Below are 23,220 nucleotides of genomic sequence, written 5' to 3'. Positions count from 1 at the left end.
GTCAAATCTTCTGCTTATACAACTGTTAATTAATAGTTATCAATTGAAAACGTTTTTCTATTTTTGATAAAATTTTAAAATTCATGAAAAAAGTTACGTTACTTTTATTTATTTTTCAATGTTCTTTTACTTTTGCTCAATTTAATCCAACCGCTCCATGGATGGATAATGTTCAAAAGAGTGATAGTAAAGAGGCTACCATAGATGAAATCAAATCGGCCTTTGATGCATATTGGCAAGATAAAAACCATAAAGCAAAAGGGAGTGGGTATAAACCCTTCATGCGTTGGGAGACCCACTGGCGAAATAAAGTAGATGAAAACGGTTATTTAATGACGCCTGCTCAAATGTGGGAAGCTTGGAATCAAAAAAGAGAAAGATCACTTAGCCGCAATGAAATACTAAACGACATCAGCAATTGGGAACCGCTTGGCCCTTTTAATCACATTAACACCGGTTCTTGGTCATCCGGACAAGGACGTGTAAATGTTGTAGTTGTTGACCCCAATAATCCAAATACAATATATATTGGTGCTCCGGCAGGAGGAATATGGAAATCAACAGATGCCGGACTAAATTGGACTCCTTTGTCTGATTATTTACCTCAAATTGGGGTGTCAGGAATTGCCATTGACCATACAAATTCAGATATAATTTATATTGCTACAGGTGATAAAGACGCTAGTGACACGTATTCCATTGGTGTTTTGAAATCAACAGACGGCGGATTTACTTGGAACACTACAGGATTAACTTTTAACAACACTTCAACGGTAGCGGCAGATATTTTTATGCATCCCGATGATCCTTTGACTTTATGGGTAGCAACAAGTGCAGGACTTTTTAAGACCTCAAATGGCGGAACAACTTGGACAAACAATCTTAATGGAAATGTAAAAGATTTGAAATTGAAACCCGGCAATCCAAATATTGTTTATGCCGTAACCAATAACCGATTTTACCGCTCTACCAATGGCGGGAATAGTTTTACAATGATTACTTCGGGAATGCCCACCAACTCGGGGCGTTTAATTATAGATGTAACCCCTGCCAATCCAGAATATGTATATGTGTTGAGTGCAAGAACAAATTGGAGTCATCAAGGACTTTATAAATCAACCAATTCCGGAATTAACTTTACGGTAACTGAAAATACAGTAGATATTTTTGAAGCTAATCAAGCTTGGTTCGATTTGGCTTTAGCTGTTTCTGATACAAATCCGGAGGAAGTTTATACTGGAGTTTTAAATATTTGGAAATCGTCAGATGGCGGGAATAATTTTACAAAAATAAACAACTGGTCAAACCCATTTCAAGCTACTTATACTCATGCAGATATTCATTTTTTGAGGTTTTATGACGGCGTACTTTACTGTGGTAGCGATGGAGGGGTGTATGTTTCTTCAAATAATGCTGCTTCGTTTACAGATTTAACTGCTACAGCTCAAATTGGTCAGTTTTACAGAATCTCTGTCTCAAAACAATCAAGTTCAAAAATAGCCGGTGGTCTGCAAGATAATGGAGGTTATGCTTTAAGCAACAATCAATGGAAAAACTTTTATGGAGCAGATGGAATGGAAACCGCAATCGATCCAAACAATAGCAACAAATACTATGGGTTTATTCAAAACGGAGGTGGATTGTATTTTACTAATAATGCAGGTGCATCTCTCTCAGGAAGTATAGGAGCACCTGAGGGTGAAGACGGGAATTGGATTACACCATTGGTTTTTAATTCTGTTGGGGAATTATATGCTGGATATTCCAGTTTATATAAGTTAGTTGGTAATAATTGGCAAAATGTTTCCATTAATACAAGTTTTGACGGAAATATTGAACGAATTGTAATTGATCCATCCAACGATGATATCCTATACATTGCAGATGGTCAAGATTTATACAAAAGCACAAACCGTGGAGAAACATTTGATTTTCTTTTTTCTTTTTCTTCCAATATTACTTCTATAGAGGTAAATGTGCACAATAATAATATGATATACATTACTTGTTCCGGAATTAACGGAGTAGTTTCTCGGTCAGTTAATGGTGGTTTGTCCTTTGCTAACTTTGCTCAAGGGTTACCTCCAATTGGAAGAAATGTAATTAAGCACCAATCCAATCATCCTTTAAATCCGGTTTATCTAGGAACAAGTTTGGGTGTTTATTATCGTGACGATTCCATGAACTCGTGGATTCCTTATGATACTAATTTACCGAATGTAACAGTAACTGATCTAGAAATCAACGTTTTGGACGGAAAAATTATTGCTTCAACATATGGAAGAGGTGTTTGGCAATCGCCAATTCCATCTCAATTGGCTGAAAATGAAATTGCTTTATTGAGCATAGAAAATCCGGCGGCATCAGTCATTAACTGTAACACGAATAGTTTGTCATTTTTAGTTAAAAATACGGGTTCAACCACAATTACTGATTTTACAGTAAATTATTCAATAAACGGAATAGATGCCGGTTATAATTGGAATGGAACCTTAGCTTCATTAGCTACAACGACAGTAGAAATTCCGAACATTACCTTAATTAGAGGAAATTCGATTATTCAAGCAACTATTGTAATGGAAAATGATACTTTTTCAAACAATAACGCCTTAAATATAGAAGTTTCGAATAATGATGGTGGTCAAGTTGGCGTAGTGAACACGTTCGAAACAGAAGAATCTACATTATTATCCAATCATGAAGGGTCAGAAAACAGTTGGCAACGCGGAATACCAACCGGAACATTATTAAACCAAGCCGCTTCCGGAGCAAATGTTTATGCAACGAATTTAGACGGGAATTACCTTGATTTTACTAAAGCCTACTTGTATTCACAATGTTATGATCTTACACCAATTACAAATCCAATCATGCGTTTCAAATTAGCTTTTGATATCGAAGAAAATTGGGATGTACTTTATGTAGAATATTCAACTGATTTTGGTCAAAATTGGGCTGTTTTAGGAACAGCAGATGATCCGAATTGGTATAACAGTAATCGAACTCCCGAAACTGCAAATGATTGCGAAATTTGTCCAGGTGCTCAGTGGACAGGAACAAATACTAACCTACTGGAATACAGTTATCCGTTAAATGCCTTTACAAATGAAAGTAATTTAATCTTTCGTTTTGTGTTTCATTCTGATTATACAGTTACCAATGAAGGTGCTGTTATCGATGATTTTGTAATTGACGGAACCTTATCAACACCGGATTTTGAAAATACGTCTGTAGCCGTTTATCCAAATCCTACAAAAGGTATTTTTACAGTATCGTATGGAAATAATAGCCCAAATCAGATAGATATATATGATGTTACCGGTAAGAATATTTTGTCCGTAAGGAATACTGACTTAACCGATAATCAAACAGAATTGAATTTGTCAAACGCTTCAAACGGCATTTATTTTGTCAAAATTTCAAATGAAAAGGGGCAAACCGTTAAACGAATAATAAAAAATTAAAAAAATGAATACTATAAAAAAGAATCTTTTGTTTATTGTGACCGCATCTGCTTTTACTGGCGGATTTGCTCAGGAAACTAAAAAAGAAGCCATCGGAATTAATTTGGAATACATGGATAAATCCGTAAAACCAAGTGACGATTTCTTCCGTTTTGTAAATGGCAAATGGTTAGACCAAAATGAAATACCGGCCGACAGAACCCGCTGGGGGAGCTTTGATGAATTGCGTAAAAAAACAGACGATGACATGAAAGTTATCCTCAATGAAGCATTGCAAAATCCGGCTTATACAAATGAAACTGATCAAGGAAAAGCATTAAACCTTTACCGCTCGATTATGGATACGGTTTCCCGAAATAAACTTGGCATCAAGCCATTGGAACCGTATTTGAAAAAGATAAATTCAGTTAAAAATATTTCCGATTTAAAGCAACTTTTAATCGAAATGGAAACCGAAGGCGGAATCGGATTTTTTGGTGTTGGTGTAGGCACGGATGCGAAAAATAGTAACCGAAACGTTGTGAATGTTGGGTTGGGAAGTCTTGGTCTGCCCGATAGAGATTATTATGTTTCCGATGAAAAAGACAGCAAAGAAAAAAGAGAAAAATACCATGCTCATATTGTCAAAATGATGAGTTATTTGGGAGAAAAGCCAGCTCAAGCAAAAGCCAGTGCAGATAAAATTTTAGCTCTTGAAATCGCCATGGCAACTCCTCGTTTAAATCGTGTGGAAAGAAGAGACCGAAGAAAAACATACAACCCAATGACAGTGGCTGAACTCCAAAAATTAACGCCAACGATTGATTGGACAGAATATTTAAAAGGTGTTGGTTTGCCTGTAGTGGATACTTTAATCGTGTCGCAACCGAACTACATGACAGCATTAGAAACTATTTTCAAAGAAAATAAAGTGGAAGATTGGAAAGCTTATATGCGTTGGACCTTATTAAACCGTTCAGCAGGGATGTTATCAACCGATATTGAAAATGCGAATTGGGAGTTTTTTGGAAAAACGCTTACCGGTGCAGTCAAACAAAGACCAATGGATGAGAGAGCTTTACAAACTGTAAACAGATCTTTTGGAGAAGCATTAGGGAAAATTTATGTAGAGAAAAAATTCCCACCAGAAGCCAAAGAAAAAGCAAGAAAAATGATTGACAATGTGTTTTTAGCCTTTGAAAACAGAATCAATAATTTACCTTGGATGGCACCTTCAACTAAAGCGAATGCCATTACAAAGTTGAAAAAATTTAACGTAAAAATCGGTTATCCTGATAAATGGAAGGACTATTCTAAAATAACCATTGTCAGTCCTAAAGAGGGTGGGACCTATTTTGAAAATTCAAAGCGAATTACCAAATGGCGTAACGATGAAAATTTTGCCAAATTAGGCAAACCGGTTGACAAAACCGAATGGGGAATGTCTCCTCAAACCGTAAACGCATATTATAGCCCGTCGTTTAATGAAATCGTTTTTCCGGCAGCAATCCTTCAACCGCCGTTTTATGATTACAGAGCAGATGAAGCCGTGAATTATGGCGGAATTGGAGCCGTGATTGGACATGAAATTTCGCATGGTTTCGATGATAGTGGTTCGCGTTACAATGCCGACGGAAATCTAGTCAATTGGTGGAGTGAGGAAGATTTAAAACAATTTACAGAATTGGGCGGTGCTTTGGCAGATCAATATTCGCAATTAGAGCCGTTACCCGGAATTTTTGTAGATGGAAAATTCACGTTAGGTGAAAATATTGGTGATTTAGGTGGAGTAAGTGCTGCGTTAGACGGATTGAAAATTCACTTAAAAGAAACCGGAAATCCGGGATTAATTGATGGTTTTACGCCGGAACAACGTTTCTTTATTTCATGGGCTACCATTTGGAGAAGCAAAGCCAGAGATGAAGCCATAAAAAATTTGGTTAAAACCGACACACACTCTCCGGGTCAATACCGAGCGTATGTTCCGCTTCAAAATGTAGATGCTTTTTATGAAGCGTTCAACATCAAACCGGGCGACGGAATGTATATTGCCGAAGACAAAAGAGTTCGAATTTGGTAAAAATGTAAAATAGTAATAATCAACACAATAATATTCAAAAAACAACGTTGTAACTCAACAATCATATGTCTTTAGGCATGTTAGAGTTAGTTAAATTTTGTTTTGGTGTTTTGAAAAAGGCGTTCCGGAAGTAGATTCGGGAACGCCTTTTGAATTTTTTTGAGTGGCTGAGATTAGGATTGTTTTTTTCTCAGCACCTCAGCACCTTTTTTAATAACTCATCTCCACAATTTGTCTCACTTTCTCCAACGTGATATTTTGTTTTTCGCCCATTGCTTTCCAACCGCGTTCTTCAAAACGATTCACAATAAAATCGGATGCTTTTTCATAATCAGTAGTGTAATTGGAAAGTTTAGTTTCCATTCCCATTTTATGTAAAAATTCAACCGTTTTTTCAATTGCTTGCGTGGCTTTTTCTTCTATAGAATTTCCTTCTACATTCCAAACGCGTTCCCCGTATTGAGCCAATTTTTCTTTCTTGGTTTCAAACATGGCTCGGTATAAATTCGGACCAATGATAGCCAATGTTCTGGCATGGTCAATTTCATACAATGCGGTTAATTCGTGCCCAATCATGTGGGTTGCCCAATCGCTTGGAACTCCTTTTTGAATTAATCCGTTTAACGCCATCGTAGCACACCACATAAAGTTGGAAGCCAATTTATAATCGGATGGATGTTGAACCACCTCCGGACCAATTTCAATCAAGGTTTGTAAAATACTTTCAGCAATTCGGTCTTGTAAAAGAGCATCGTGCGGATAGGTTAAGTATTGCTCCATGACGTGTGTGAAAGCATCGACTACACCATTTTCCAATTGTCTTTTTGGTAACGATGCGACCACAGTTGGGTCACAAATCGAAAATTTTGGAAATAATGCACTTCCGCCTAAGGTTAATTTTTCTTGTGAGGCTTCAATGGTTACAACCGCACCCGAGTTCATTTCGCTTCCGGTTGCCGGTAAGGTTAAAACCGTTCCAAACGGAATTACTTTGGAAATATCTTTAAATAAAACTCGTTTTTTTAAAATTTCAATTGCATCGCCTTCAAAATTAACGGCTCCTGAAATAAATTTCACCCCATCAATTACACTTCCGCCACCAACGGCTAAAATAAAATTAATTTTTTCGTTGCGAATGATTTCCACCGCTTTCATCAACGTTTCAAAACGTGGATTGGGTTCGATTCCTCCAAACTCTACCATTTCTACTGATGAAAGTGCGGCTTTCACTTGGTCGTAAACTCCATTTTTAAAAATACTTCCGCCCCCATACGCCAATAAAATTTTGCTGTTGGCAGGAATTAATTCGGATAATTTGGCTATTTGACCTTTCCCAAAAATGTAATTGGTTGGGTTGTATAATTCGAAGTTTGTCATTTTATATGGTTTAAAAGTTTATAAAGTTTAAGCGTTTAAAAGGGTTATGACCCAAACGCATGCAAAGTTACAAAACGATAAAAAGAACAAGTGGTAAAGGAGTGTTAAGAGAATTTAAATGCCGTCAAATTTAGGTTTTATGCGTTTTACTTTTTTACCATTTCTATAAAAAGTCAATCTTCTTTTTTTAATATTTAAATGAATGAAATCAATATTGTCGATAAGGTTAAATGAAATTTGAGGACCAATAAAACTTAAAATAATAGTTTGGTTTGTATTTTTCAATTCTAAGAAAGCTTCTCCTTCAAAATTGGTTGTAGTAACATTTGTAGTTTCTTTTTCATAAATAGAAGTACCGGGAAGTGGATTATTTTTAGATTCTTCAACTTTGAATTTGATTGTTTCTAATTTTTTTTCTTGTGAAAATGCTTTTATTGAAAGAAATAGAAAAAAAATAATAAAAATGGTTTCAATTATCTTTTTGATGTTTTTCATATAAAATCAATTAAAGATTTACTTCCTATAAAACAAATTATGATCTAAAAACGCCCACACATTTTCGGGTAAAAGGGCTCGTACATTTTTGCCGTGTTTAATGCTTTCGCGAATAAAAGTAGAGGATAATTCAATCACCGGAGCTCCTACACGATGAATTTTTGGATGATTAATAAATTGTTCATCCATCACACCGGAGTTCAATCTAGGATAAACATAAATGTCATGGTTTTCCAAAATTACTTCGTAGTTTTTCCATTTATGAAGCGAATTCAGATTGTCTTCGCCCATAATCAAAGCAAATTCATAGTTAGGATATTTTTCCTGAAGATGAGCTAAGGTATTGACGGTATAATTCGGCTGAGGTAATTTAAATTCAATATCCGAAGGTTTAATTTTTGGATAGTTTTTCGTGGCTAAATGAACCATTTCCAAGCGATGGTAATCGTCTAACAACGTATTTTTTTGTTTGTGTGGATTGTGCGGTGTAACCACCATCCAAATTTGATCTAAATCAGAATACTCTGCTATGTGATTGGCAATGATTAAATGCCCCACGTGAATAGGATTGAAGGTACCGAAATAGAGACCGATTTTCATTTTTAATCATTTTGATTTATAAATTGTTTCACCAATTCATACGCCTCTGCTTTCGCCACATCCAAATCATAATTTTTAATCACTTTATCAAATTGCGGTGCAGTGGCTAATTCAACCGATGCTTTTGCAATTCGCATGTTGATTTTATCATCCGATTCTGTAGAGCGTTTTTTTAAACGGATTTTCAATTCGTCAATGCTGGGTGGTTTTACAAAAACGGCTAATGTTTCTGTTTTAAATTTCGATTTTATTCGTAATCCGCCGGCCACATCAATGTCGAAAATCACATTTTTTCCTTTGGCCCAAATGCGTTCGACTTCACTTTTTAATGTGCCATAGAAATTATCGCGGTACACTTCTTCCCATTCTACAAATTCTTCGGCTTTAATGTGGTTTTTAAATTCTTTGAGCGAGATAAAATAATAATCTTTTCCGTGTACTTCTTCGCCTCTTGGTTCACGCGTAGTACAGGAAACCGAAAATTCCAAATTCAAGTCGGGTTGAGCCAATAAATGTCTGACAATGGTGGTTTTTCCAGAGCCTGAGGGAGCAGAGAAGACTAATAATTTTCCTTTATTCATATATTTTTTAGTGATTAGTGATTAGTAATTAGTGAATAGTAAGCATTAGCTATTCACTAATCACCATTCACTCTATAATACATTTAAAACCTGTTCCTTAATTTTCTCCAATTCATCTTTCATCATCACGACCAATTTTTGCATTTCAGAATGATTGGATTTGGAACCCATCGTATTAATTTCACGACCGATTTCTTGCGTAATAAAACCTAATTTTCGCCCATTCGCTTCTGTGCCGGCAATGGTTTCGATGAAATAATTGAGGTGATTTTCTAAACGAACGCGTTCTTCGGTGATGTCATATTTTTCAAGGTAGAAAATCAATTCTTGTTCAAAACGGTTTTCATCTACATTGGCTTCCAATTCATCTAAAGCGGTTCGAAGGCGATTTTTTACGGTTTCAATTCGTTCAGCGTCCATGCTCACCGCTTGATTCATGAAATTTCGAATATTTTCAATTCGCATGATGAATTCGTTTTCTAACGATTTTCCCTCATCGATGCGAAAAGAAGCGATGTTTTTCATGGCATCATCCACTACTTTCAGAATTTCATTCCATTCATTTTCATCAATTTCATCGCGTTCAGTTTTGAGAGCATCCGGCATACGAACGGCCATTTTCATCAATTCCGTTTCATCAGCATTTGGAATCACTGCTTTCATTTGATTGATATAGCCTTTTACAATCGGAACATTGATTTTAGAGGAAGTTTCTTCACCGGTAATTTCAATATATATGGAAAAATCAACTTTGCCTCGCTCTAATTTTTGGGAAATTACGTTGCGTAAACCTAATTCCATTTCACGATAAATAGAAGGCATTCGAACATTCAAATCCAATCCTTTACTGTTTAACGATTTTACTTCTACGGTTATTTTTTTGGTTGGAAGTTGCAAAGAAGCTTTTCCAAAACCGGTCATTGATTGTATCATGCTTGTATAAAAATGTGTTCAAAGATAACAAAAAGTGAACAGTCTCAGTCTCAGTTTTCAGATTTACTGCGACTGTAAAGTGCGACTGTAAACTACTTTTTTTTCTGCGTTACCAAATAAACTCCCGCGAATATCAAAATAGCCGAACCAATTTTCACCCAACTCAATTCGTCTTTTCCCAAACTGATAGCAAAAACAGTAGCAAACAATGGCTGAAGATAGATGAATACGGCCACGGTTGTTGGTTTTAATTCCCGCATGGAAACCAAATTCAATAAGTATGTTAAAAAGGTAGAAAAAACGACTACAAAACCAATTTTCCAGTAAATATCAGTAGGAACTAAATCCCAATTTACAGCATCAAATTCGCCCCAACCAAAAGGCAAAACCATTAAAAAACCAAAACTGTAAATCCATTTTACAAAGGTAAAGGCGTTGTATTTATCCATTAATTTTTTGACAATGATAAGATAAAAACCGTAAGATATTGCATTGATAAAGACTAATAAATTCCCTAACATTTCATTGGGTGCATTGATCATCGATTTGCCGTAAAGAATGAGTGAGATGGTACCGGCTAAGCCCAAAATGATACCAAATACTTTTCTTTTTAGCATTTTTTCCTTCATAATAATTGAAGAAAGAATCAGTACAATCATCGGAGTGGTAACCATCAAAACCGCTCCCATTATAGGAGAAGTATAGCTCAACCCTTTAAAAAACGTAAGCATATTCAAGGCAACACCGAAGAAGGCGGCGGCAATGATTCTAGGGAAATCATTTTTAGCAATTTTTTCTTTCGCACCAAAAAAGGAGACCATCCAAAAAAGTAATACCGAACCGCCAACACGAAGAACAATAAAGCCAAACGGTTCAATGAATTGTGGCATTACATCTTTGGCAATCGTAAAAGTAACTCCATAAATAATGGAAACCAAAGAGGCTGCCATTAATGCCCACTGTCTTTTACTCATTTGCTAAAAAATCAATGGCCGCTTGAACGGTTTTGGGACTATTCCCAACAAAAACAGCATTATCAATCACAATCACCGGACGATTTAAAAAGGTATAATGCTCTAAAATGTATCGTTTGAAATCTGATTCAGAAAGTTTTTCATCTTTCAAGCCCATTTCTTTATACAATTTAGCTCTTTTACTGAAAAGTGATTCATAATTTCCACTTAAATGATGAAGTTCTTCTAATTGTTTAACGGTTATAGGTTCTTCTTTAATATCTTGAAAGATAAAATCTTTTGTATTGGGAAGTGATTTGATGATTCTTTTGCACGTATCACACGTTTTGAGGTAGAAAATTTTACGCATCTCACATTTTTTTACAAAAGTAATTACTTTTTGAATAAGTATAAATCAATTAATTGAGATGTTGTTATGGTTTATTAAAAGGGAAGTCAACAATAATATTAATTTATATTTTGAGTAAATCAAAAATAGTAGTAATATTGCACTCTCTAAACCGGTCCTATAGCTCAGTTGGTTAGAGCACCTGACTCATAATCAGGTGGTCCTTGGTTCGAGCCCAAGTGGGACCACAAAAAGCCTTCCAATCGGAAGGTTTTTCTTTTTTGCAATGTATTAAAAAAATATTTTTTTCATTTCTTACAAACCAAAATGCAATATTTTACGTTAATATAATTTTGAAATCAAAGAAGTTATAAAAAAAAATGTACTTTTGCCGATGAATTTTGAATTTTAAAGAATAACTTTAAAAAAACAACAACTTAGTTTTTGTTTTATAGAGATTTTTACTTTATTTGTCAAAATATTTTGTTAAAGAAAAAATTTATTTACTTTTACACCCTATGAGAATTGTTCCAAATAAGTTTTTAACTGCCCTAACTGGTTGCTTCATAGGAATGGTTTCGTTAACTGCACATGCTTCAACATTGGTAGCTAATCCGAACCCTCCGCCACCTACACCACCTCCACCGGGATTACCGATAGATGGAGGAATTGTACTTTTATTGTTAATAGGTTTAGTATTTGCTTTTTATAAATTCAATTACAAACACCACATAAAAAAAACGCTGAAATAATTCAGCGTTTTTTTTTCTTCTTATTTTCTTAGCTCGTTTAACCTCGAAACATATTTCCCAATTACATCAAATTCTAAATTAACAATGCTTCCTTCTTTAATGGAGTGAAAGTTCGTGTGTTCAAATGTATAAGGTATAATTGCAACACTAAACTCATTTAAATTCGAATTAACAACTGTTAAACTAACACCATTTACAGTAATGGAGCCTTTTTCTATAGTGATATTATTCAAAGCGGCATCATATTTAAAAGTAAAATACCAACTTCCGCTTGCTTCTTTAACACTGATACAAGTACCAACCTGATCTACATGACCCTGAACTATATGACCATCAAGTCGGTCACCTAATTTCATCGCTCTTTCTAAATTAACTGTATCTCCTTCTTTCCAAGTTCCTAAGTTTGTTTTTTCAAGTGTTTCTTTTATGGCTGTAACAATATAATTGTCGTTTTCAATTGCAATAACGGTCAAGCAAACACCATTATGAGCAACACTTTGATCAATTTTTAATTCGGAAGTGATGTTAGAAGTGATTGTGAAATGAACATTCTCCTTTTCATTTTCAATCGATTTTATTCTTCCTAGAGTTTCTATGATACCGGTAAACATTTGTAGTTTTATTTTTGTAAATTTGCACTTCAAAATTAGCAATAAATTACGTTTTGTCATGGTAAAAAAAGCAGAAAATATTCTTGTGGGAATTTCAATAGGAGATTTAAACGGAATTGGAAGCGAAGTCGTTCTCAAAACATTTGAAGATTCCAGAATGTTAGAACTTTGCACACCGGTTATTTTTGCTAACGTAAAAATGTTGTCTTTTTTGAAAAAAAGTTTTGAATCGACCGCAACACTTCACGGAATTGATAAATTAGATCAAATTATTCCAGGTAAAATAAATGTTTTTAATCTTTGGAAAGAAAGTTTCAATTTAGAGTACGGGGTTGCCAATGACATTGTTGGCAGTTATGCCGTAAAGTCCTTTGTAGCAGCTACCAAAGCTTTAAAAGAAGGTCAAATAGATGTTTTAGTTACTGCACCAATTAATAAATATAACATCCAATCGGAAGATTTTAAATTTCCGGGTCATACCGATTATTTAAATCAAGAATTAGAAGGCGATGCATTAATGTTAATGGTAAATAATTCTCTCCGAATTGGATTATTAACCGATCATGTTCCCGTGACAGAAGTTTCAAAGCACCTGACGGAAAAGTTAATCAAACAAAAAATTGAGACAGTAAAGAAAACGCTAATTCAAGATTTTAAAATCGTGAAACCTAAAATAGCGGTCTTAGGATTAAATCCGCATTGTGGTGATAACGGTGTGATTGGAAAAGAAGACGATGAAATTATTCGTCCTACCATAAAAAAAATGTTTGATTCAGGTACATTTGTTTTCGGACCTTATGCGGCGGATAGCTTCTTTGGAAACAAATCACACGAAAAATTTGATGCCGTTATTGCTTGTTATCACGATCAAGGATTAATTCCATTTAAAACATTATCGTTTGGAAATGGAGTAAATTACACTGCCGGATTAAACAAAATCAGAACATCACCCGATCACGGAACTGCATTTGAAATTGCCGGAAAAAACCAAGCCGACTTTAATTCGTTTAGAGAAGCGGTTTATTTAGCAATTGACGTCTATAATTCCAGAATTGAGTACAAACAAATTACAGAAAAACCACTGAAAACAAAGGAAAAACAGTTTTAAACAAAAAAATGTTTATAACTGTCTTGCATTTGCGATAATTTTATATCTTTGCAAACCTAATTTTTGGGACAAATTGTTGTTGAGATGAAAGTATCTAATGAATATTTAATCCCGTTTATCGGATTAAAGCTTGGAAAACATCAATTTGACTATCAAATAGATAAAACGTTCTTTGATCGCTTCGAATATGATGAGTTTGAAAGTTGTAATGTAAAAGTAGATGTTGTTTTAGACAAAAAATCAACAATGCTTGAGTTACATTTTAAGCATAAAGGAACGGTTTGTGTTCCTTGTGATTTAAGCGGAGAGCTATTTGACTTACCTATTAAAGGAAAAATCAGTGTAGTTGTCCAGTTTGGGGATGCATTTAATAATGAAAATGAAGAATTGCTTATCCTTCCACATGGTGAACACCAAGTGGATGTGTCGCAATATATTTATGAAATGATTGTGCTTTCAGTTCCATTAAAAAGAGTTCATCCCGGTATAAAAGACGGAACATTGAAATCAGAAGCAATCGAAAAATTACAAGCACTGACAGTCAAAGCGAAAAAAGAAGAAATAAAAAGTGAAGAAACTGATCCTAGATGGGATCAATTAAAAAAACTATTAACGGATAAATAATATAGTAAAATGGCACATCCAAAGAGAAAAACCTCGAAAACCAGAAGAGACAAAAGAAGAACTCATTATAAAGCAACTGCAGCTCAAATTGCAACTTGCCCAATAACAGGTGAGGCACATTTATACCACAGAGCGTATTGGCATGAAGGTAAAATGTACTACCGTGGACAAGTAGTAATCGACAAGACCGAAGCTGTTGCTTAGTACTTTCTTATCGTATATAGATAAACTCTCACCTCGTGGGAGTTTTTTGTTATACCACTATTTTAACAAAATAAGCCATTTCAAAACAATCAAGTTTAGATTTTTTTTTGTAATTTCCACCTCTTTTAACCGTTACGGGAAAAGAAAAATAATCAAACCCTATGAGTAAAACAACAGCCGCCATAACCGCAGTGGGTGCTTATGTTCCTGACTTTGTCTTGTCAAATCAAGTGCTGGAAACATTAGTTGACACTAACGACGAGTGGATTACCACCCGAACGGGAATTAAAGAAAGAAGATTATTAAAAGAAGAAGGAAAAGGTACTTCTTTTTTAGCTATTCAAGCAGCACAAAATTTAATAGAAAAAAGCAAAATCAATCCGGAAGAGATAGATTTAGTTATTGTTGCAACAGCAACTCCTGATATGCCGGTAGCTTCTACTTCAGTATATGTGGCTACACAAATCGGAGCGGTTAATGCATTTGCCTACGATTTACAAGCAGCATGTTCAAGTTTTCTTTACGGAATGTCTACAGCTGCCGCATATATAGAATCCGGTAGGTATAAAAAAGTACTTTTGATTGGAGCAGATAAAATGTCCTCCATAATTGATTATACTGATAGAGCCACCTGCATTATCTTTGGAGATGGTGCAGGTGCGGTTCTTTTTGAACCAAACTATGAAGGACTTGGACTTCAAGATGAATTCTTACGCAGCGATGGTATTGGTCGTGAATACCTAAAAATTGATGCAGGAGGATCAATTCTTCCTCCATCAGAAGAAACAGTAAAAAACAGACAGCATTTTGTTTTTCAAGACGGTAAAACTGTGTTTAAATATGCCGTTTCCGGAATGGCTGATGTGAGTGAAAAAATCATGCAACGTAATCATCTTTCACATAACGATGTGGATTGGTTAGTTGCTCACCAAGCTAACAAAAGAATAATTGACGCTACTTCCAGTCGTATGGGCGTTGACGAGAGCAAAGTGTTGGTAAATATTGAAAAATATGGCAATACAACATCTGCCACATTACCTTTGCTTTTAAGCGACTTTGAGCAAAAGTTTAAAAAAGGTGACAATCTCATTTTTGCTGCATTTGGTGGCGGATTTACATGGGGATCTATCTATTTAAAATGGGCTTACGACAAAAAATAAAAAACTAAACTAAACTATCATGGACATTAGAGAAATTCAAAACCTAATTAAATTTGTAGCAAAATCTGGTGCTACGGAAGTAAAATTAGAAATGGATGATTTTAAAATCACCATCAAAACTACAGAAGCCGGAGCAGCAGAGGCATCTTATTTTCAACATTATCCGGCAGCTCAACCGATGCAACCTATGATGCAACAAGTAGCCGCACCAAGTACTCCGGCACCAGCCGCACCAAGTACTCCGGTAGCAGCACCAGCAGAAGATAATTCAAAATACATTACGATAAAATCGCCAATGATTGGAACATTATACAGAAAACCGGCTCCGGACAAAGCTCCTTTTGTAGAAGTGGGAGCTACCATTTCGAAAGGTGATCCGGTTTGTGTAATTGAGGCTATGAAGTTATTTAACGAAATTGAATCGGAAGTTTCAGGAAAAATCGTAAAAATTCTTGTTGATGATATGTCTCCGGTAGAATTTGATCAACCATTATTCTTAGTAGATCCATCTTAAAAAGTTAGAAGTTAGAAGTTGGGAGTCAGAAGTTTTTCTTTCTTCTTAATTGTCTAATTGACATCTTGTCTAATTATCTAATTTAAAAAATATGTTTAAAAAAATATTAGTTGCCAATCGTGGAGAAATTGCACTTCGTGTGATTAGAACTTGTAAAGAAATGGGCATTAAAACTGTTGCGGTATATTCTACTGCAGATGCTGAAAGTCTTCACGTAAAATTTGCCGACGAAGCAGTTTGTATCGGTCCGCCTCCCAGTAATTTGTCGTACTTAAAAATGTCTAATATTATTGCGGCGGCAGAAATTACCAATGCTGATGCCATTCATCCCGGTTACGGATTTTTGTCTGAAAATGCTAAGTTTTCTAAAATTTGCCAAGAACACGGAATTAAATTTATTGGGGCTTCGCCTGAAATGATTGATAAAATGGGAGACAAAGCAACGGCTAAAGCAACCATGAAAGCAGCTGGTGTACCATGTGTTCCCGGTTCTGACGGAATTTTAGAATCGTTTGAACAAGCCAAAAAAGTAGCAAAAGAAATTGGTTATCCTGTGATGATGAAAGCGACTGCAGGTGGTGGAGGAAAAGGAATGAGAGCCATTTGGAAAGAAAATGAATTGGAAAAAGCATGGGAAAGTGCCCGTCAGGAAGCAGCAGCAGCCTTTGGAAATGATGGCATGTACATGGAAAAACTGATTGAAGAACCTCGCCATATCGAAATTCAAGTAGTAGGGGACGCCTATGGAAAAGCTTGTCACTTGTCGGAAAGAGATTGCTCTGTGCAACGTCGTCATCAAAAATTAACAGAAGAAACACCTTCTCCATTTATGACGGATGAATTGCGTGAAAAAATGGGTGAAGCGGCCGTGAAAGCAGCCGAGTTTATCAAATATGAAGGAGCTGGTACAGTTGAGTTTTTGGTAGACAAACACCGAAACTTCTATTTCATGGAAATGAATACACGTATTCAAGTAGAACATCCTATTACTGAGCAAGTAATTGATTATGATTTAATTCGCGAACAAATTTTAGTGGCAGCCGGTGTGCCAATTTCCGGTAAAAATTATCTACCTCAATTGCATTCGATTGAATGTCGGATCAATGCGGAAGATCCTTATAATGATTTTAGACCTTCACCGGGAAAAATCACCGTGCTTCATGCACCGGGCGGACATGGTGTTCGTTTAGACACGCATGTTTATGCAGGTTATACCATTCCACCAAATTATGATTCGATGATTGCCAAGTTAATTACTACGGCCCAAACTAGAGAAGAAGCGATCAACAAAATGAAACGTGCATTGGATGAGTTTTATATCGAAGGAATTAAAACTACGATTCCGTTTCATCGTCAATTGATGGAAGAACCGGATTATGTAGCCGGAAATTATACTACAAAATTTATGGAAAGTTTTAAAATGAACGATCCGGAATAAATATAATTTATATTATAAGAAATGCCCCAAATAAAAAATTATTTGGGGCATTTTATTATTTCAAATACTAGTCACTTACGACCCACACATCTCACAATCATCCGGGCCGGCGTTTTTGGCCAATTCAATCATCGCTCGGTATTCTTCAGGAGTCATTTCAACGGGTTCGTTTAAAACGGCAATTGATTCCAGTTTTTGCACTACTGGTTTTGGTTTAACTTCAATAGGCTCTTCTTTTTTATCGTTGTTTAACGTAAATTTAATGGCATCAACCGCTGATTTTGTACGCAAATAATACATTCCTGTTTTTAGACCGGATTGCCAAGCGTAGAAATGCATGGAAGTTAATTTGGCATAGGTTGCTCCTTCCATAAATAAATTCAACGATTGCGATTGGTCAATGAAATAACCGCGTTGACGTGACATGTCGATGATGTCTTTCATGCTCATTTCCCATACAGTTTTATATAAATCTTTGATGTCTTGCGGGATAACTTCTATATTTTGAACAGAACCATTATGACGCATGATTTCCTGTTTCAAACTATCATTCCACAAGCCAAGTTTTACTAAATCTTCTAACAAATGTTTGTTTACGACGATAAACTCGCCAGAAAGCACTCTTCGTGTATAAATGTTTGATGTATACGGCTCAAAAGCCTCATTATTCCCTAAGATTTGCGAGGTAGAAGCGGTTGGCATTGGAGCAACTAACAAGGAGTTTCTCACACCGTGTTCTACTACTTCTTTTCGTAAACTTTCCCAATCCCAACGACCGGATAAATCACTGTCCTTTAATCCCCACAGGTTGTATTGGAATTCTCCTTGCGAAATAGGCGATCCTTTGAAAGAAGAGTACGGTCCTTCTTCTTTGGCCATTTCCATCGAGGCAGTTACAGCTGCAAAATATAAGGTTTCAAAAATTTCTTGGTTCAGTTGTTTGGCTTCATCACTAGTGAAAGGCAAACGCAATAAAATGAACGCATCGGCCAATCCTTGCACCCCTAAACCAATTGGACGGTGACGCATGTTAGAGTTTTCTGCTTCCGGTACCGGATAATAATTACGATCGATTACGCGGTTTAGGTTTCGGGTTACTCGCTTAGTTACTTCAAATAAACGCAGGTGATCAAACTCTCCGTTTTCCACAAACATCGGTAAAGAAATAGACGCTAAATTACACACTGCAATTTCGTCCGGTGCCGTATATTCTAATATTTCCGTACATAAATTGGAAGAACGAATGGTACCTAAATTCTTTTGGTTCGATTTTCGGTTCGCAGCATCTTTATACAACATATATGGCGTTCCGGTTTCGATTTGTGACTCTAGGATTTTTTCCCATAACTCACGGGCACGAACTGTTTTTCTACCTTTTCCGGCAGTTTCATATGAAGTATATAACGCTTCAAACTCTTCACCATATACGTCACAAAGACCCGGACATTCGTTGGGGCACATTAATGTCCAAGTTGAATCTTCCTGCACACGTTTCATGAATAAATCGGATGTCCACATGGCAAAGAATAAATCTCTGGCACGCATTTCTTCTTTTCCGGTATTCTTTTTTAAATCTAAAAATTCAAATATATCGGCATGCCATGTTTCTAAATAAATAGCAAAACTTCCTTTTCTTTTTCCACCCCCTTGGTCAACATAACGAGCCGTGTCGTTGAATACACGCAACATCGGAACGATTCCGTTTGATGTTCCGTTTGTTCCTCTGATATAAGAACCTGTTGCTCGAACATTGTGAATAGAAAGCCCGATTCCACCCGCTGATTGCGAAATTTTGGCAGTTTGTTTTAGTGTATCATAAATTCCGTCGATGCTATCATCTTTCATCGTTAATAAGAAACACGAAGACATTTGCGGTTTGGGTGTACCGGCATTAAATAAGGTTGGTGTAGCGTGTGTGAAGAATTTTTTCGACATTAATTCATAGGTTTCTTTCACAGCTTCAATGTCATTCAAATGAATTCCCACCGAAACACGCATTAACATATGTTGTGGTCGCTCTACAATTTTCCCGTTTATTTTTAACAAATAGGAACGTTCTAATGTTTTGAAACCGAAATAATCATAATTAAAATCTCTGTTGTAAATAATCATTGAATCTAACACTTCCGCATTGGCCATGATGGCTTCATACACTTCATCAGAAAGCAATGGCGATTTTTGTCCCGTACGTGGATTTACGTAGTGGTACATATCCGACATGGTTTCTGAAAACGATTTTTTGGTGTTTTTGTGTAAGTTAGAAACCGCAATACGGGCGGCTAATTGAGCATAATCCGGATGAGCAATCGTCATCGAAGCGGCCGTTTCTGCGGCTAAATTATCTAATTCTGATGTAGTTACACCGTCATACAATCCTTCAATCACTCGCATGGCGACCTTTACAGAATCAACCAAATCATTTAAACCATAACATAGTTTTTTAATTCTATCTGTGATTTTGTCAAACATTACCGGCTCTTTGTGGCCATCTCTTTTTACTACATACATACTGTTACATGTTTTTTAAAACAGAAAATCCCTTTCCTGTTTTGGGTTATTTGTTAGTTGAGTTTGGGAAGCTAATCCCGGTTTTGAATCCTTAAAGGGTTTCAAACCCTTTAAGGATTATCTTTTAAAAATCTGCGTCGAAACTAATTTTTTGTGCATCGGAATCTGTATTCATCACACCTGCTTTTTGGTATTCTGCTACACGTTTTTCAAAGAAATTGGTTTTTCCTTGTAATGAAATCATATCCATAAAGTCAAACGGATTGGAAGAATTATACACTCTTTCGCATCCTAATTCTACTAATAATCGGTCGGCTACAAATTCTAAGTATTGTGTCATCAATGTCGCATTCATCCCGATTAAGCTTACCGGAAGTGATTCCGTAATAAACTCTCTTTCGATTGTTAATGCATCGGTAATGATTTCTTTGATTCTGGCTTTTGATACTTTGTTTACCAAATGATGGTTGTGCAAGTGAACAGCAAAATCACAATGCACACCTTCGTCACGTGAAATTAATTCGTTAGAAAAGGTCAACCCCGGCATTAAACCACGTTTTTTCAACCAGAAAATAGAACAGAACGCACCGGAAAAGAAGATTCCTTCCACAGCGGCAAAAGCAATTAAACGTTCAGCAAACGAATCGGAACCAATCCATTTCAAAGCCCAATTGGCTTTCTTTTGAATAGCAGGAAACACTTCAATAGCATGAAACAATTGGTCTTTTTCTTTTTCGTCTTTCACATAGGTATCAATCAACAACGAATAGGTTTCACTATGGATATTTTCCATCATGATTTGAAAACCATAGAAAAATTTTGCTTCCGGATATTGCACTTCATTCACAAAATTTTCAGCTAAATTCTCATTTACAATTCCGTCAGAAGCGGCAAAAAAAGCTAAAATGTGCTTGATGAAGTATTTTTCGTCTGCATTTAATTTGGTATTCCAATCGGATAAATCTTGGTGTAAATCAATTTCTTCTGCGGTCCAGAAACTTGCTTCCATTTTTTTGTACCACTCCCAAATGTCGTGATGCTTAATGGGAAAAATTACAAATCTGTCTTTATTTTCTTGCAAAATCGGTTCTACTGCTGCCATCTTTTTCTTTTTTAAGTATTTTGAGGATTATTATTTGGTCATTGAGAGTTACAAAGATTGCAATTCAAATTGGTAAATGAAAGTCAAACTTATTCACAATTGGGGATAGTTTTTAACAACGGTTAGTTTTTTTCCTACTTTTAAAAACATCTTTTAACAAGCTAAAAAACAGCTACTTAAAAACCTACTTATTAGCGGTCACGAAGTAAATTTGATAATTTTAAGGAATTATTGGGAAGGAAAATTGTAGAAAAAATTACTTCTCTTTTTGATATTCTTCACCCACTTTTTCGAGTTCTTGGTACCACTCTTCGCCAAACTTTCGAACAAGAGCTTCTTTGACGAATTTGTATACTGGTACTTCCAATTCTTTCCCCAGGGTACAGGCCGGACTGCAGATGTCCCAACGGTGATAATTCACTGCAGCAAAATCAGAAAAGTCTTTTACTCTAATGGGATATAAATGACAAGAAACGGGTTTTTTCCACGAAACAATTCCTTGATTATAGGCTTGTTCAATGCCACACAAAGCGGTTTTTCCATCAAAAATAACGTAGGCACAATCTTTTCCTTCAATTAAAGGAGTTTCCAATTCACCATCTTCACCTTTGATCCAAGTCCCTTGATTTTCGATGGCTTCAATTCCTTCTTTTCGAAGAAAGGGTTTAACTTTTGGATAAATTTCATCTAAAATTTTTATTTCTTCTTCGCTTAACGGTGCACCGGCATCACCATCCACACAACACGCTCCATGACAGGCGGTTAAATTACAAACGAATTCCTTTTCGAGAATTTCTTCCGAAACGATGGTTTTACCTAATTGAAACATTTTAAAGGATGCAAAGTTTAAAGATGCAAAGGTACAAAGGTTTCCTTTAAACTAATTCATATAATTAACGGTATTTTATGGAAAAGAAGGTTTAAAAACTTTAATTTTGCCCCTAAATTGGAAAACATGGAATTAGATTTAAGAGAAATTTTCACAGCAACCATGGTGCTTTTCGCAGTAATTGATATCGTAGGAAGTATTCCTATTATCATTGATTTGAGACAAAAAGTGGGGCATATTCAGTCTGAAAAAGCTTCCTTAGTGGCTGCTATCATGATGATTGCCTTTTTGTTTGTGGGTGAAACTATTCTAAAATTAATTGGTATTGACATTAATTCCTTTGCCGTGGCAGGTTCGTTTGTACTTTTCTTTTTGGCCTTAGAAATGATTTTAGGCATCAAATTGTATCGAGACGAAGATACCGGTTCAACGTCGATTGTACCAATCGCTTTTCCACTGATTGCCGGAGCCGGAACGATGACAACAATACTTTCTATCCGAGCGGAATTTCAAACCATCAATATTATCATAGCCATTATTCTTAACATTATATTGGTGTATGGTGTGTTAAAATCATCGGCTAAAATTGAACGTTTTCTCACCAAAAATGGTTTGAGTGTGATTAGAAAAGTGTTTGGCGTTGTGCTACTTGCCATTGCTGTTAAATTATTTGCAGCGAATGTTAAAGGTCTTTTTGCTTAGGCATTTAAGATTTACCTTTGTATCATTATTTTTATAGAAATGAAGATTTTCACTTACATTATTATTGCTCTGGCTTTTGGATTAATCATCTTTAACGTGACTCAATTGGATTTTGCTAATCTATTTGAACAGGAAAGTATGATTGCTCTAATCGGAATTGTGGCTGCGTTTTGTGCGATTATTATCCTTCTTATTTTTAGAATGTCAAAAACCATTGAAGACAAACTAAAAGACCAATAATATGCTGGATGTACTCATCATTGGCGGTGGCGTTTCAGGAGTTTCTTGTGCTCTTTTACTTGGTTCAGCTCATTCAAAACCATTTGCTTCCGATAAAAAAATCGCAATAATTTCGCATCAAAAAGCATCCTCTCTGCAAGATGCTTTGTTTAATAATGCCTACGGTATTGAAGCGGGAAAACTCGGTAGCGAACTATTGGTCGAAAGTCTTGTTCATTTGTCGTCGGTTTATCCGCATATTCAACAAATTCCAAATGAAAAAGTACTGAAAATTGAGGGTGAGAACGGGAATTTTTCAGTTACCACCAACAAAAATATATATCATACAAAATTAGTTGTCATTGGCATTGGAGCAGGAAACCCTTTTACGATTGAAGGTTTGGAAGAGTTCGTCATGCCGCACCAAAAAGCAAATCCGGAGAAAAACCGTATTCAATTGAAAAACCACGATCATTTGGTGAAAGAAGGCATTTATGTTTGTGGTGTGTTAGCCGGATGGCGAAGTCAGCTGTCTATTGCTGCCGGAAGTGGTGCTGCAGTGGCTACCGATATTTTAACGTTGTGGAATGGCGGTGTACATGTTCAGGTACATGATAGTGTAAAGAAGTAGTTTTCAG

General features: G+C 35.8%; 23 protein-coding genes and 1 tRNA gene. 13 read left to right on the top strand and 11 right to left on the bottom strand.

Annotated elements, in window-relative coordinates:
- Positions 1-83 precede the first annotated feature (83 nt).
- Together EQG68_RS04530 and EQG68_RS04525 are read left to right on the top strand one after the other, a co-directional pair.
- Positions 84-3,464, top strand: coding sequence for a T9SS type A sorting domain-containing protein (locus EQG68_RS04530; protein WP_129463602.1), 3,381 nt, complete (start codon positions 84-86; stop codon positions 3,462-3,464).
- 4 nt (positions 3,465-3,468) lie between these two features.
- Positions 3,469-5,523, top strand: coding sequence for a M13 family metallopeptidase (locus tag EQG68_RS04525; RefSeq protein WP_129463601.1), 2,055 nt, complete (start codon positions 3,469-3,471; stop codon positions 5,521-5,523).
- A gap of 210 nt (positions 5,524-5,733) precedes the next feature.
- Here EQG68_RS04525 and EQG68_RS04520 read toward each other — a convergent pair whose 3' ends face one another.
- From EQG68_RS04520 to EQG68_RS04490, 7 genes are all read right to left on the bottom strand, one after another.
- On the bottom strand, positions 5,734-6,900 hold the full coding sequence (locus EQG68_RS04520; RefSeq protein ID WP_129463600.1) for an iron-containing alcohol dehydrogenase: 1,167 nt from the start codon (positions 6,898-6,900) through the stop codon (positions 5,734-5,736).
- 114 nt (positions 6,901-7,014) lie between these two features.
- Positions 7,015-7,395, bottom strand: coding sequence for a peptidase associated/transthyretin-like domain-containing protein (locus tag EQG68_RS04515; protein ID WP_129463599.1), 381 nt, complete (start codon positions 7,393-7,395; stop codon positions 7,015-7,017).
- Positions 7,396-7,413: 18 nt separating this feature from the next.
- Positions 7,414-7,995 (bottom strand): nicotinate (nicotinamide) nucleotide adenylyltransferase, encoded by a 582-nt coding sequence (nadD, locus tag EQG68_RS04510; protein ID WP_129463598.1) that lies wholly within the window; start codon positions 7,993-7,995, stop codon positions 7,414-7,416.
- A gap of 2 nt (positions 7,996-7,997) precedes the next feature.
- Entirely contained in the window at positions 7,998-8,576 is a 579-nt protein-coding gene (gene gmk, locus EQG68_RS04505) for a guanylate kinase (protein WP_129463597.1), read from the bottom strand.
- Between the two features lie 72 nt (positions 8,577-8,648).
- Complete coding sequence (locus EQG68_RS04500) at positions 8,649-9,509, bottom strand: YicC/YloC family endoribonuclease (RefSeq protein ID WP_129463596.1); 861 nt, start codon at positions 9,507-9,509, stop codon at positions 8,649-8,651.
- A 92-nt stretch (positions 9,510-9,601) separates the two neighbouring features.
- Positions 9,602-10,483 (bottom strand): DMT family transporter, encoded by an 882-nt coding sequence (locus tag EQG68_RS04495; RefSeq protein WP_129463595.1) that lies wholly within the window; start codon positions 10,481-10,483, stop codon positions 9,602-9,604.
- Complete coding sequence (locus EQG68_RS04490; RefSeq protein WP_129463594.1) at positions 10,476-10,832, bottom strand: arsenate reductase family protein; 357 nt, start codon at positions 10,830-10,832, stop codon at positions 10,476-10,478. Before EQG68_RS04490 ends, EQG68_RS04495 begins: the two co-directional genes overlap by 8 nt.
- A 153-nt stretch (positions 10,833-10,985) precedes the next feature.
- Here EQG68_RS04490 and EQG68_RS04485 point away from each other — a divergent pair.
- Together EQG68_RS04485 and EQG68_RS04480 are read left to right on the top strand one after the other, a co-directional pair.
- Positions 10,986-11,059 (top strand) — tRNA-Ile (locus EQG68_RS04485).
- A gap of 270 nt (positions 11,060-11,329) precedes the next feature.
- The gene (locus tag EQG68_RS04480; RefSeq protein WP_129463593.1) at positions 11,330-11,563 is read left to right on the top strand and encodes a PID-CTERM protein-sorting domain-containing protein; all 234 of its coding nucleotides are present in this window, start codon (positions 11,330-11,332) and stop codon (positions 11,561-11,563) included.
- 20 nt (positions 11,564-11,583) lie between these two features.
- Here EQG68_RS04480 and EQG68_RS04475 read toward each other — a convergent pair whose 3' ends face one another.
- Positions 11,584-12,174 carry a riboflavin synthase gene (locus tag EQG68_RS04475; protein WP_129463592.1) on the bottom strand — a complete coding sequence of 197 codons (591 nt, stop codon included), beginning with the start codon at positions 12,172-12,174 and terminating at the stop codon, positions 11,584-11,586.
- A 58-nt stretch (positions 12,175-12,232) separates the two neighbouring features.
- Between EQG68_RS04475 and pdxA the strand changes: the two genes are divergently transcribed.
- From pdxA to accC, 6 genes are all read left to right on the top strand, one after another.
- Positions 12,233-13,282, top strand: a complete 1,050-nt coding sequence (gene pdxA / locus EQG68_RS04470) for a 4-hydroxythreonine-4-phosphate dehydrogenase PdxA (protein ID WP_129463591.1) — start codon at positions 12,233-12,235, stop codon at positions 13,280-13,282.
- 84 nt (positions 13,283-13,366) lie between these two features.
- A complete protein-coding gene (locus EQG68_RS04465; RefSeq protein WP_129463590.1) occupies positions 13,367-13,906 on the top strand; it encodes a YceD family protein in 540 nt (179 codons plus the stop codon).
- 9 nt (positions 13,907-13,915) lie between these two features.
- Positions 13,916-14,110: a 50S ribosomal protein L32 gene (gene rpmF / locus EQG68_RS04460; protein ID WP_026709628.1), complete on the top strand. Its 195-nt coding sequence runs from the start codon at positions 13,916-13,918 to the stop codon at positions 14,108-14,110.
- 161 nt (positions 14,111-14,271) lie between these two features.
- Positions 14,272-15,270, top strand: coding sequence for a beta-ketoacyl-ACP synthase III (locus EQG68_RS04455; RefSeq protein WP_129463589.1), 999 nt, complete (start codon positions 14,272-14,274; stop codon positions 15,268-15,270).
- Positions 15,271-15,289: 19 nt separating this feature from the next.
- Positions 15,290-15,784 (top strand): acetyl-CoA carboxylase biotin carboxyl carrier protein, encoded by a 495-nt coding sequence (gene accB, locus EQG68_RS04450; protein ID WP_129463588.1) that lies wholly within the window; start codon positions 15,290-15,292, stop codon positions 15,782-15,784.
- Positions 15,785-15,875: 91 nt separating this feature from the next.
- Complete coding sequence (accC, locus tag EQG68_RS04445; protein ID WP_129463587.1) at positions 15,876-17,222, top strand: acetyl-CoA carboxylase biotin carboxylase subunit; 1,347 nt, start codon at positions 15,876-15,878, stop codon at positions 17,220-17,222.
- Positions 17,223-17,297: 75 nt separating this feature from the next.
- Here the strand turns inward: accC and EQG68_RS04440 are convergent, their stop codons facing one another.
- The 3 genes from EQG68_RS04440 to EQG68_RS04430 form a co-directional block, all read right to left on the bottom strand.
- Positions 17,298-19,730, bottom strand: a complete 2,433-nt coding sequence (locus EQG68_RS04440; RefSeq protein ID WP_129463586.1) for a ribonucleoside-diphosphate reductase subunit alpha — start codon at positions 19,728-19,730, stop codon at positions 17,298-17,300.
- Positions 19,731-19,854: 124 nt separating this feature from the next.
- Positions 19,855-20,832 carry a ribonucleotide-diphosphate reductase subunit beta gene (locus tag EQG68_RS04435; protein ID WP_129463585.1) on the bottom strand — a complete coding sequence of 326 codons (978 nt, stop codon included), beginning with the start codon at positions 20,830-20,832 and terminating at the stop codon, positions 19,855-19,857.
- A gap of 256 nt (positions 20,833-21,088) precedes the next feature.
- Positions 21,089-21,661: a DUF3109 family protein gene (locus EQG68_RS04430; RefSeq protein WP_129463584.1), complete on the bottom strand. Its 573-nt coding sequence runs from the start codon at positions 21,659-21,661 to the stop codon at positions 21,089-21,091.
- A gap of 126 nt (positions 21,662-21,787) precedes the next feature.
- Here EQG68_RS04430 and EQG68_RS04425 point away from each other — a divergent pair, with 126 nt between their 5' ends.
- The 3 genes from EQG68_RS04425 to EQG68_RS04415 are packed head-to-tail and all read left to right on the top strand — an operon-like array spanning position 21,788 to position 23,213.
- Positions 21,788-22,363, top strand: a complete 576-nt coding sequence (locus EQG68_RS04425) for a MarC family protein (protein WP_129463583.1) — start codon at positions 21,788-21,790, stop codon at positions 22,361-22,363.
- Between the two features lie 39 nt (positions 22,364-22,402).
- Positions 22,403-22,603: a hypothetical protein gene (locus tag EQG68_RS04420; protein ID WP_129463582.1), complete on the top strand. Its 201-nt coding sequence runs from the start codon at positions 22,403-22,405 to the stop codon at positions 22,601-22,603.
- 1 nt (position 22,604) lies between these two features.
- Positions 22,605-23,213, top strand: a complete 609-nt coding sequence (locus EQG68_RS04415; protein WP_129463581.1) for an FAD-dependent oxidoreductase — start codon at positions 22,605-22,607, stop codon at positions 23,211-23,213.
- Positions 23,214-23,220 lie beyond the last annotated feature (7 nt).

The organism is Flavobacterium piscinae (assembly GCF_004122145.1).
Taxonomy (GTDB): Bacteria; Bacteroidota; Bacteroidia; order Flavobacteriales; family Flavobacteriaceae; genus Flavobacterium; species Flavobacterium piscinae.
The sequence above is the reverse complement of the archived record's forward strand: the minus strand, read 5'-3'. Positions and strand labels throughout refer to the sequence as shown.

Coding starts and splice junctions, on each gene's coding strand:
- EQG68_RS04480 (WP_129463593.1), top strand. CDS start 11,330: ATGAGAATTGTTCCAAATAAGTTTTTAACTGCCCTAACTGGTTGCTTC.
- accC (WP_129463587.1), top strand. CDS start 15,876: ATGTTTAAAAAAATATTAGTTGCCAATCGTGGAGAAATTGCACTTCGT.
- EQG68_RS04520 (WP_129463600.1), bottom strand. CDS start 6,900: ATGACAAACTTCGAATTATACAACCCAACCAATTACATTTTTGGGAAA.
- EQG68_RS04525 (WP_129463601.1), top strand. CDS start 3,469: ATGAATACTATAAAAAAGAATCTTTTGTTTATTGTGACCGCATCTGCT.
- EQG68_RS04530 (WP_129463602.1), top strand. CDS start 84: ATGAAAAAAGTTACGTTACTTTTATTTATTTTTCAATGTTCTTTTACT.
- nadD (WP_129463598.1), bottom strand. CDS start 7,995: ATGAAAATCGGTCTCTATTTCGGTACCTTCAATCCTATTCACGTGGGG.
- EQG68_RS04455 (WP_129463589.1), top strand. CDS start 14,272: ATGAGTAAAACAACAGCCGCCATAACCGCAGTGGGTGCTTATGTTCCT.
- EQG68_RS04430 (WP_129463584.1), bottom strand. CDS start 21,661: ATGTTTCAATTAGGTAAAACCATCGTTTCGGAAGAAATTCTCGAAAAG.
- rpmF (WP_026709628.1), top strand. CDS start 13,916: ATGGCACATCCAAAGAGAAAAACCTCGAAAACCAGAAGAGACAAAAGA.
- EQG68_RS04495 (WP_129463595.1), bottom strand. CDS start 10,483: ATGAGTAAAAGACAGTGGGCATTAATGGCAGCCTCTTTGGTTTCCATT.
- EQG68_RS04425 (WP_129463583.1), top strand. CDS start 21,788: ATGGAATTAGATTTAAGAGAAATTTTCACAGCAACCATGGTGCTTTTC.
- EQG68_RS04515 (WP_129463599.1), bottom strand. CDS start 7,395: ATGAAAAACATCAAAAAGATAATTGAAACCATTTTTATTATTTTTTTT.
- EQG68_RS04435 (WP_129463585.1), bottom strand. CDS start 20,832: ATGGCAGCAGTAGAACCGATTTTGCAAGAAAATAAAGACAGATTTGTA.
- EQG68_RS04500 (WP_129463596.1), bottom strand. CDS start 9,509: ATGATACAATCAATGACCGGTTTTGGAAAAGCTTCTTTGCAACTTCCA.
- accB (WP_129463588.1), top strand. CDS start 15,290: ATGGACATTAGAGAAATTCAAAACCTAATTAAATTTGTAGCAAAATCT.
- EQG68_RS04490 (WP_129463594.1), bottom strand. CDS start 10,832: ATGCGTAAAATTTTCTACCTCAAAACGTGTGATACGTGCAAAAGAATC.
- gmk (WP_129463597.1), bottom strand. CDS start 8,576: ATGAATAAAGGAAAATTATTAGTCTTCTCTGCTCCCTCAGGCTCTGGA.
- EQG68_RS04475 (WP_129463592.1), bottom strand. CDS start 12,174: ATGTTTACCGGTATCATAGAAACTCTAGGAAGAATAAAATCGATTGAA.
- EQG68_RS04465 (WP_129463590.1), top strand. CDS start 13,367: ATGAAAGTATCTAATGAATATTTAATCCCGTTTATCGGATTAAAGCTT.
- pdxA (WP_129463591.1), top strand. CDS start 12,233: ATGGTAAAAAAAGCAGAAAATATTCTTGTGGGAATTTCAATAGGAGAT.
- EQG68_RS04420 (WP_129463582.1), top strand. CDS start 22,403: ATGAAGATTTTCACTTACATTATTATTGCTCTGGCTTTTGGATTAATC.
- EQG68_RS04415 (WP_129463581.1), top strand. CDS start 22,605: ATGCTGGATGTACTCATCATTGGCGGTGGCGTTTCAGGAGTTTCTTGT.
- EQG68_RS04440 (WP_129463586.1), bottom strand. CDS start 19,730: ATGTATGTAGTAAAAAGAGATGGCCACAAAGAGCCGGTAATGTTTGAC.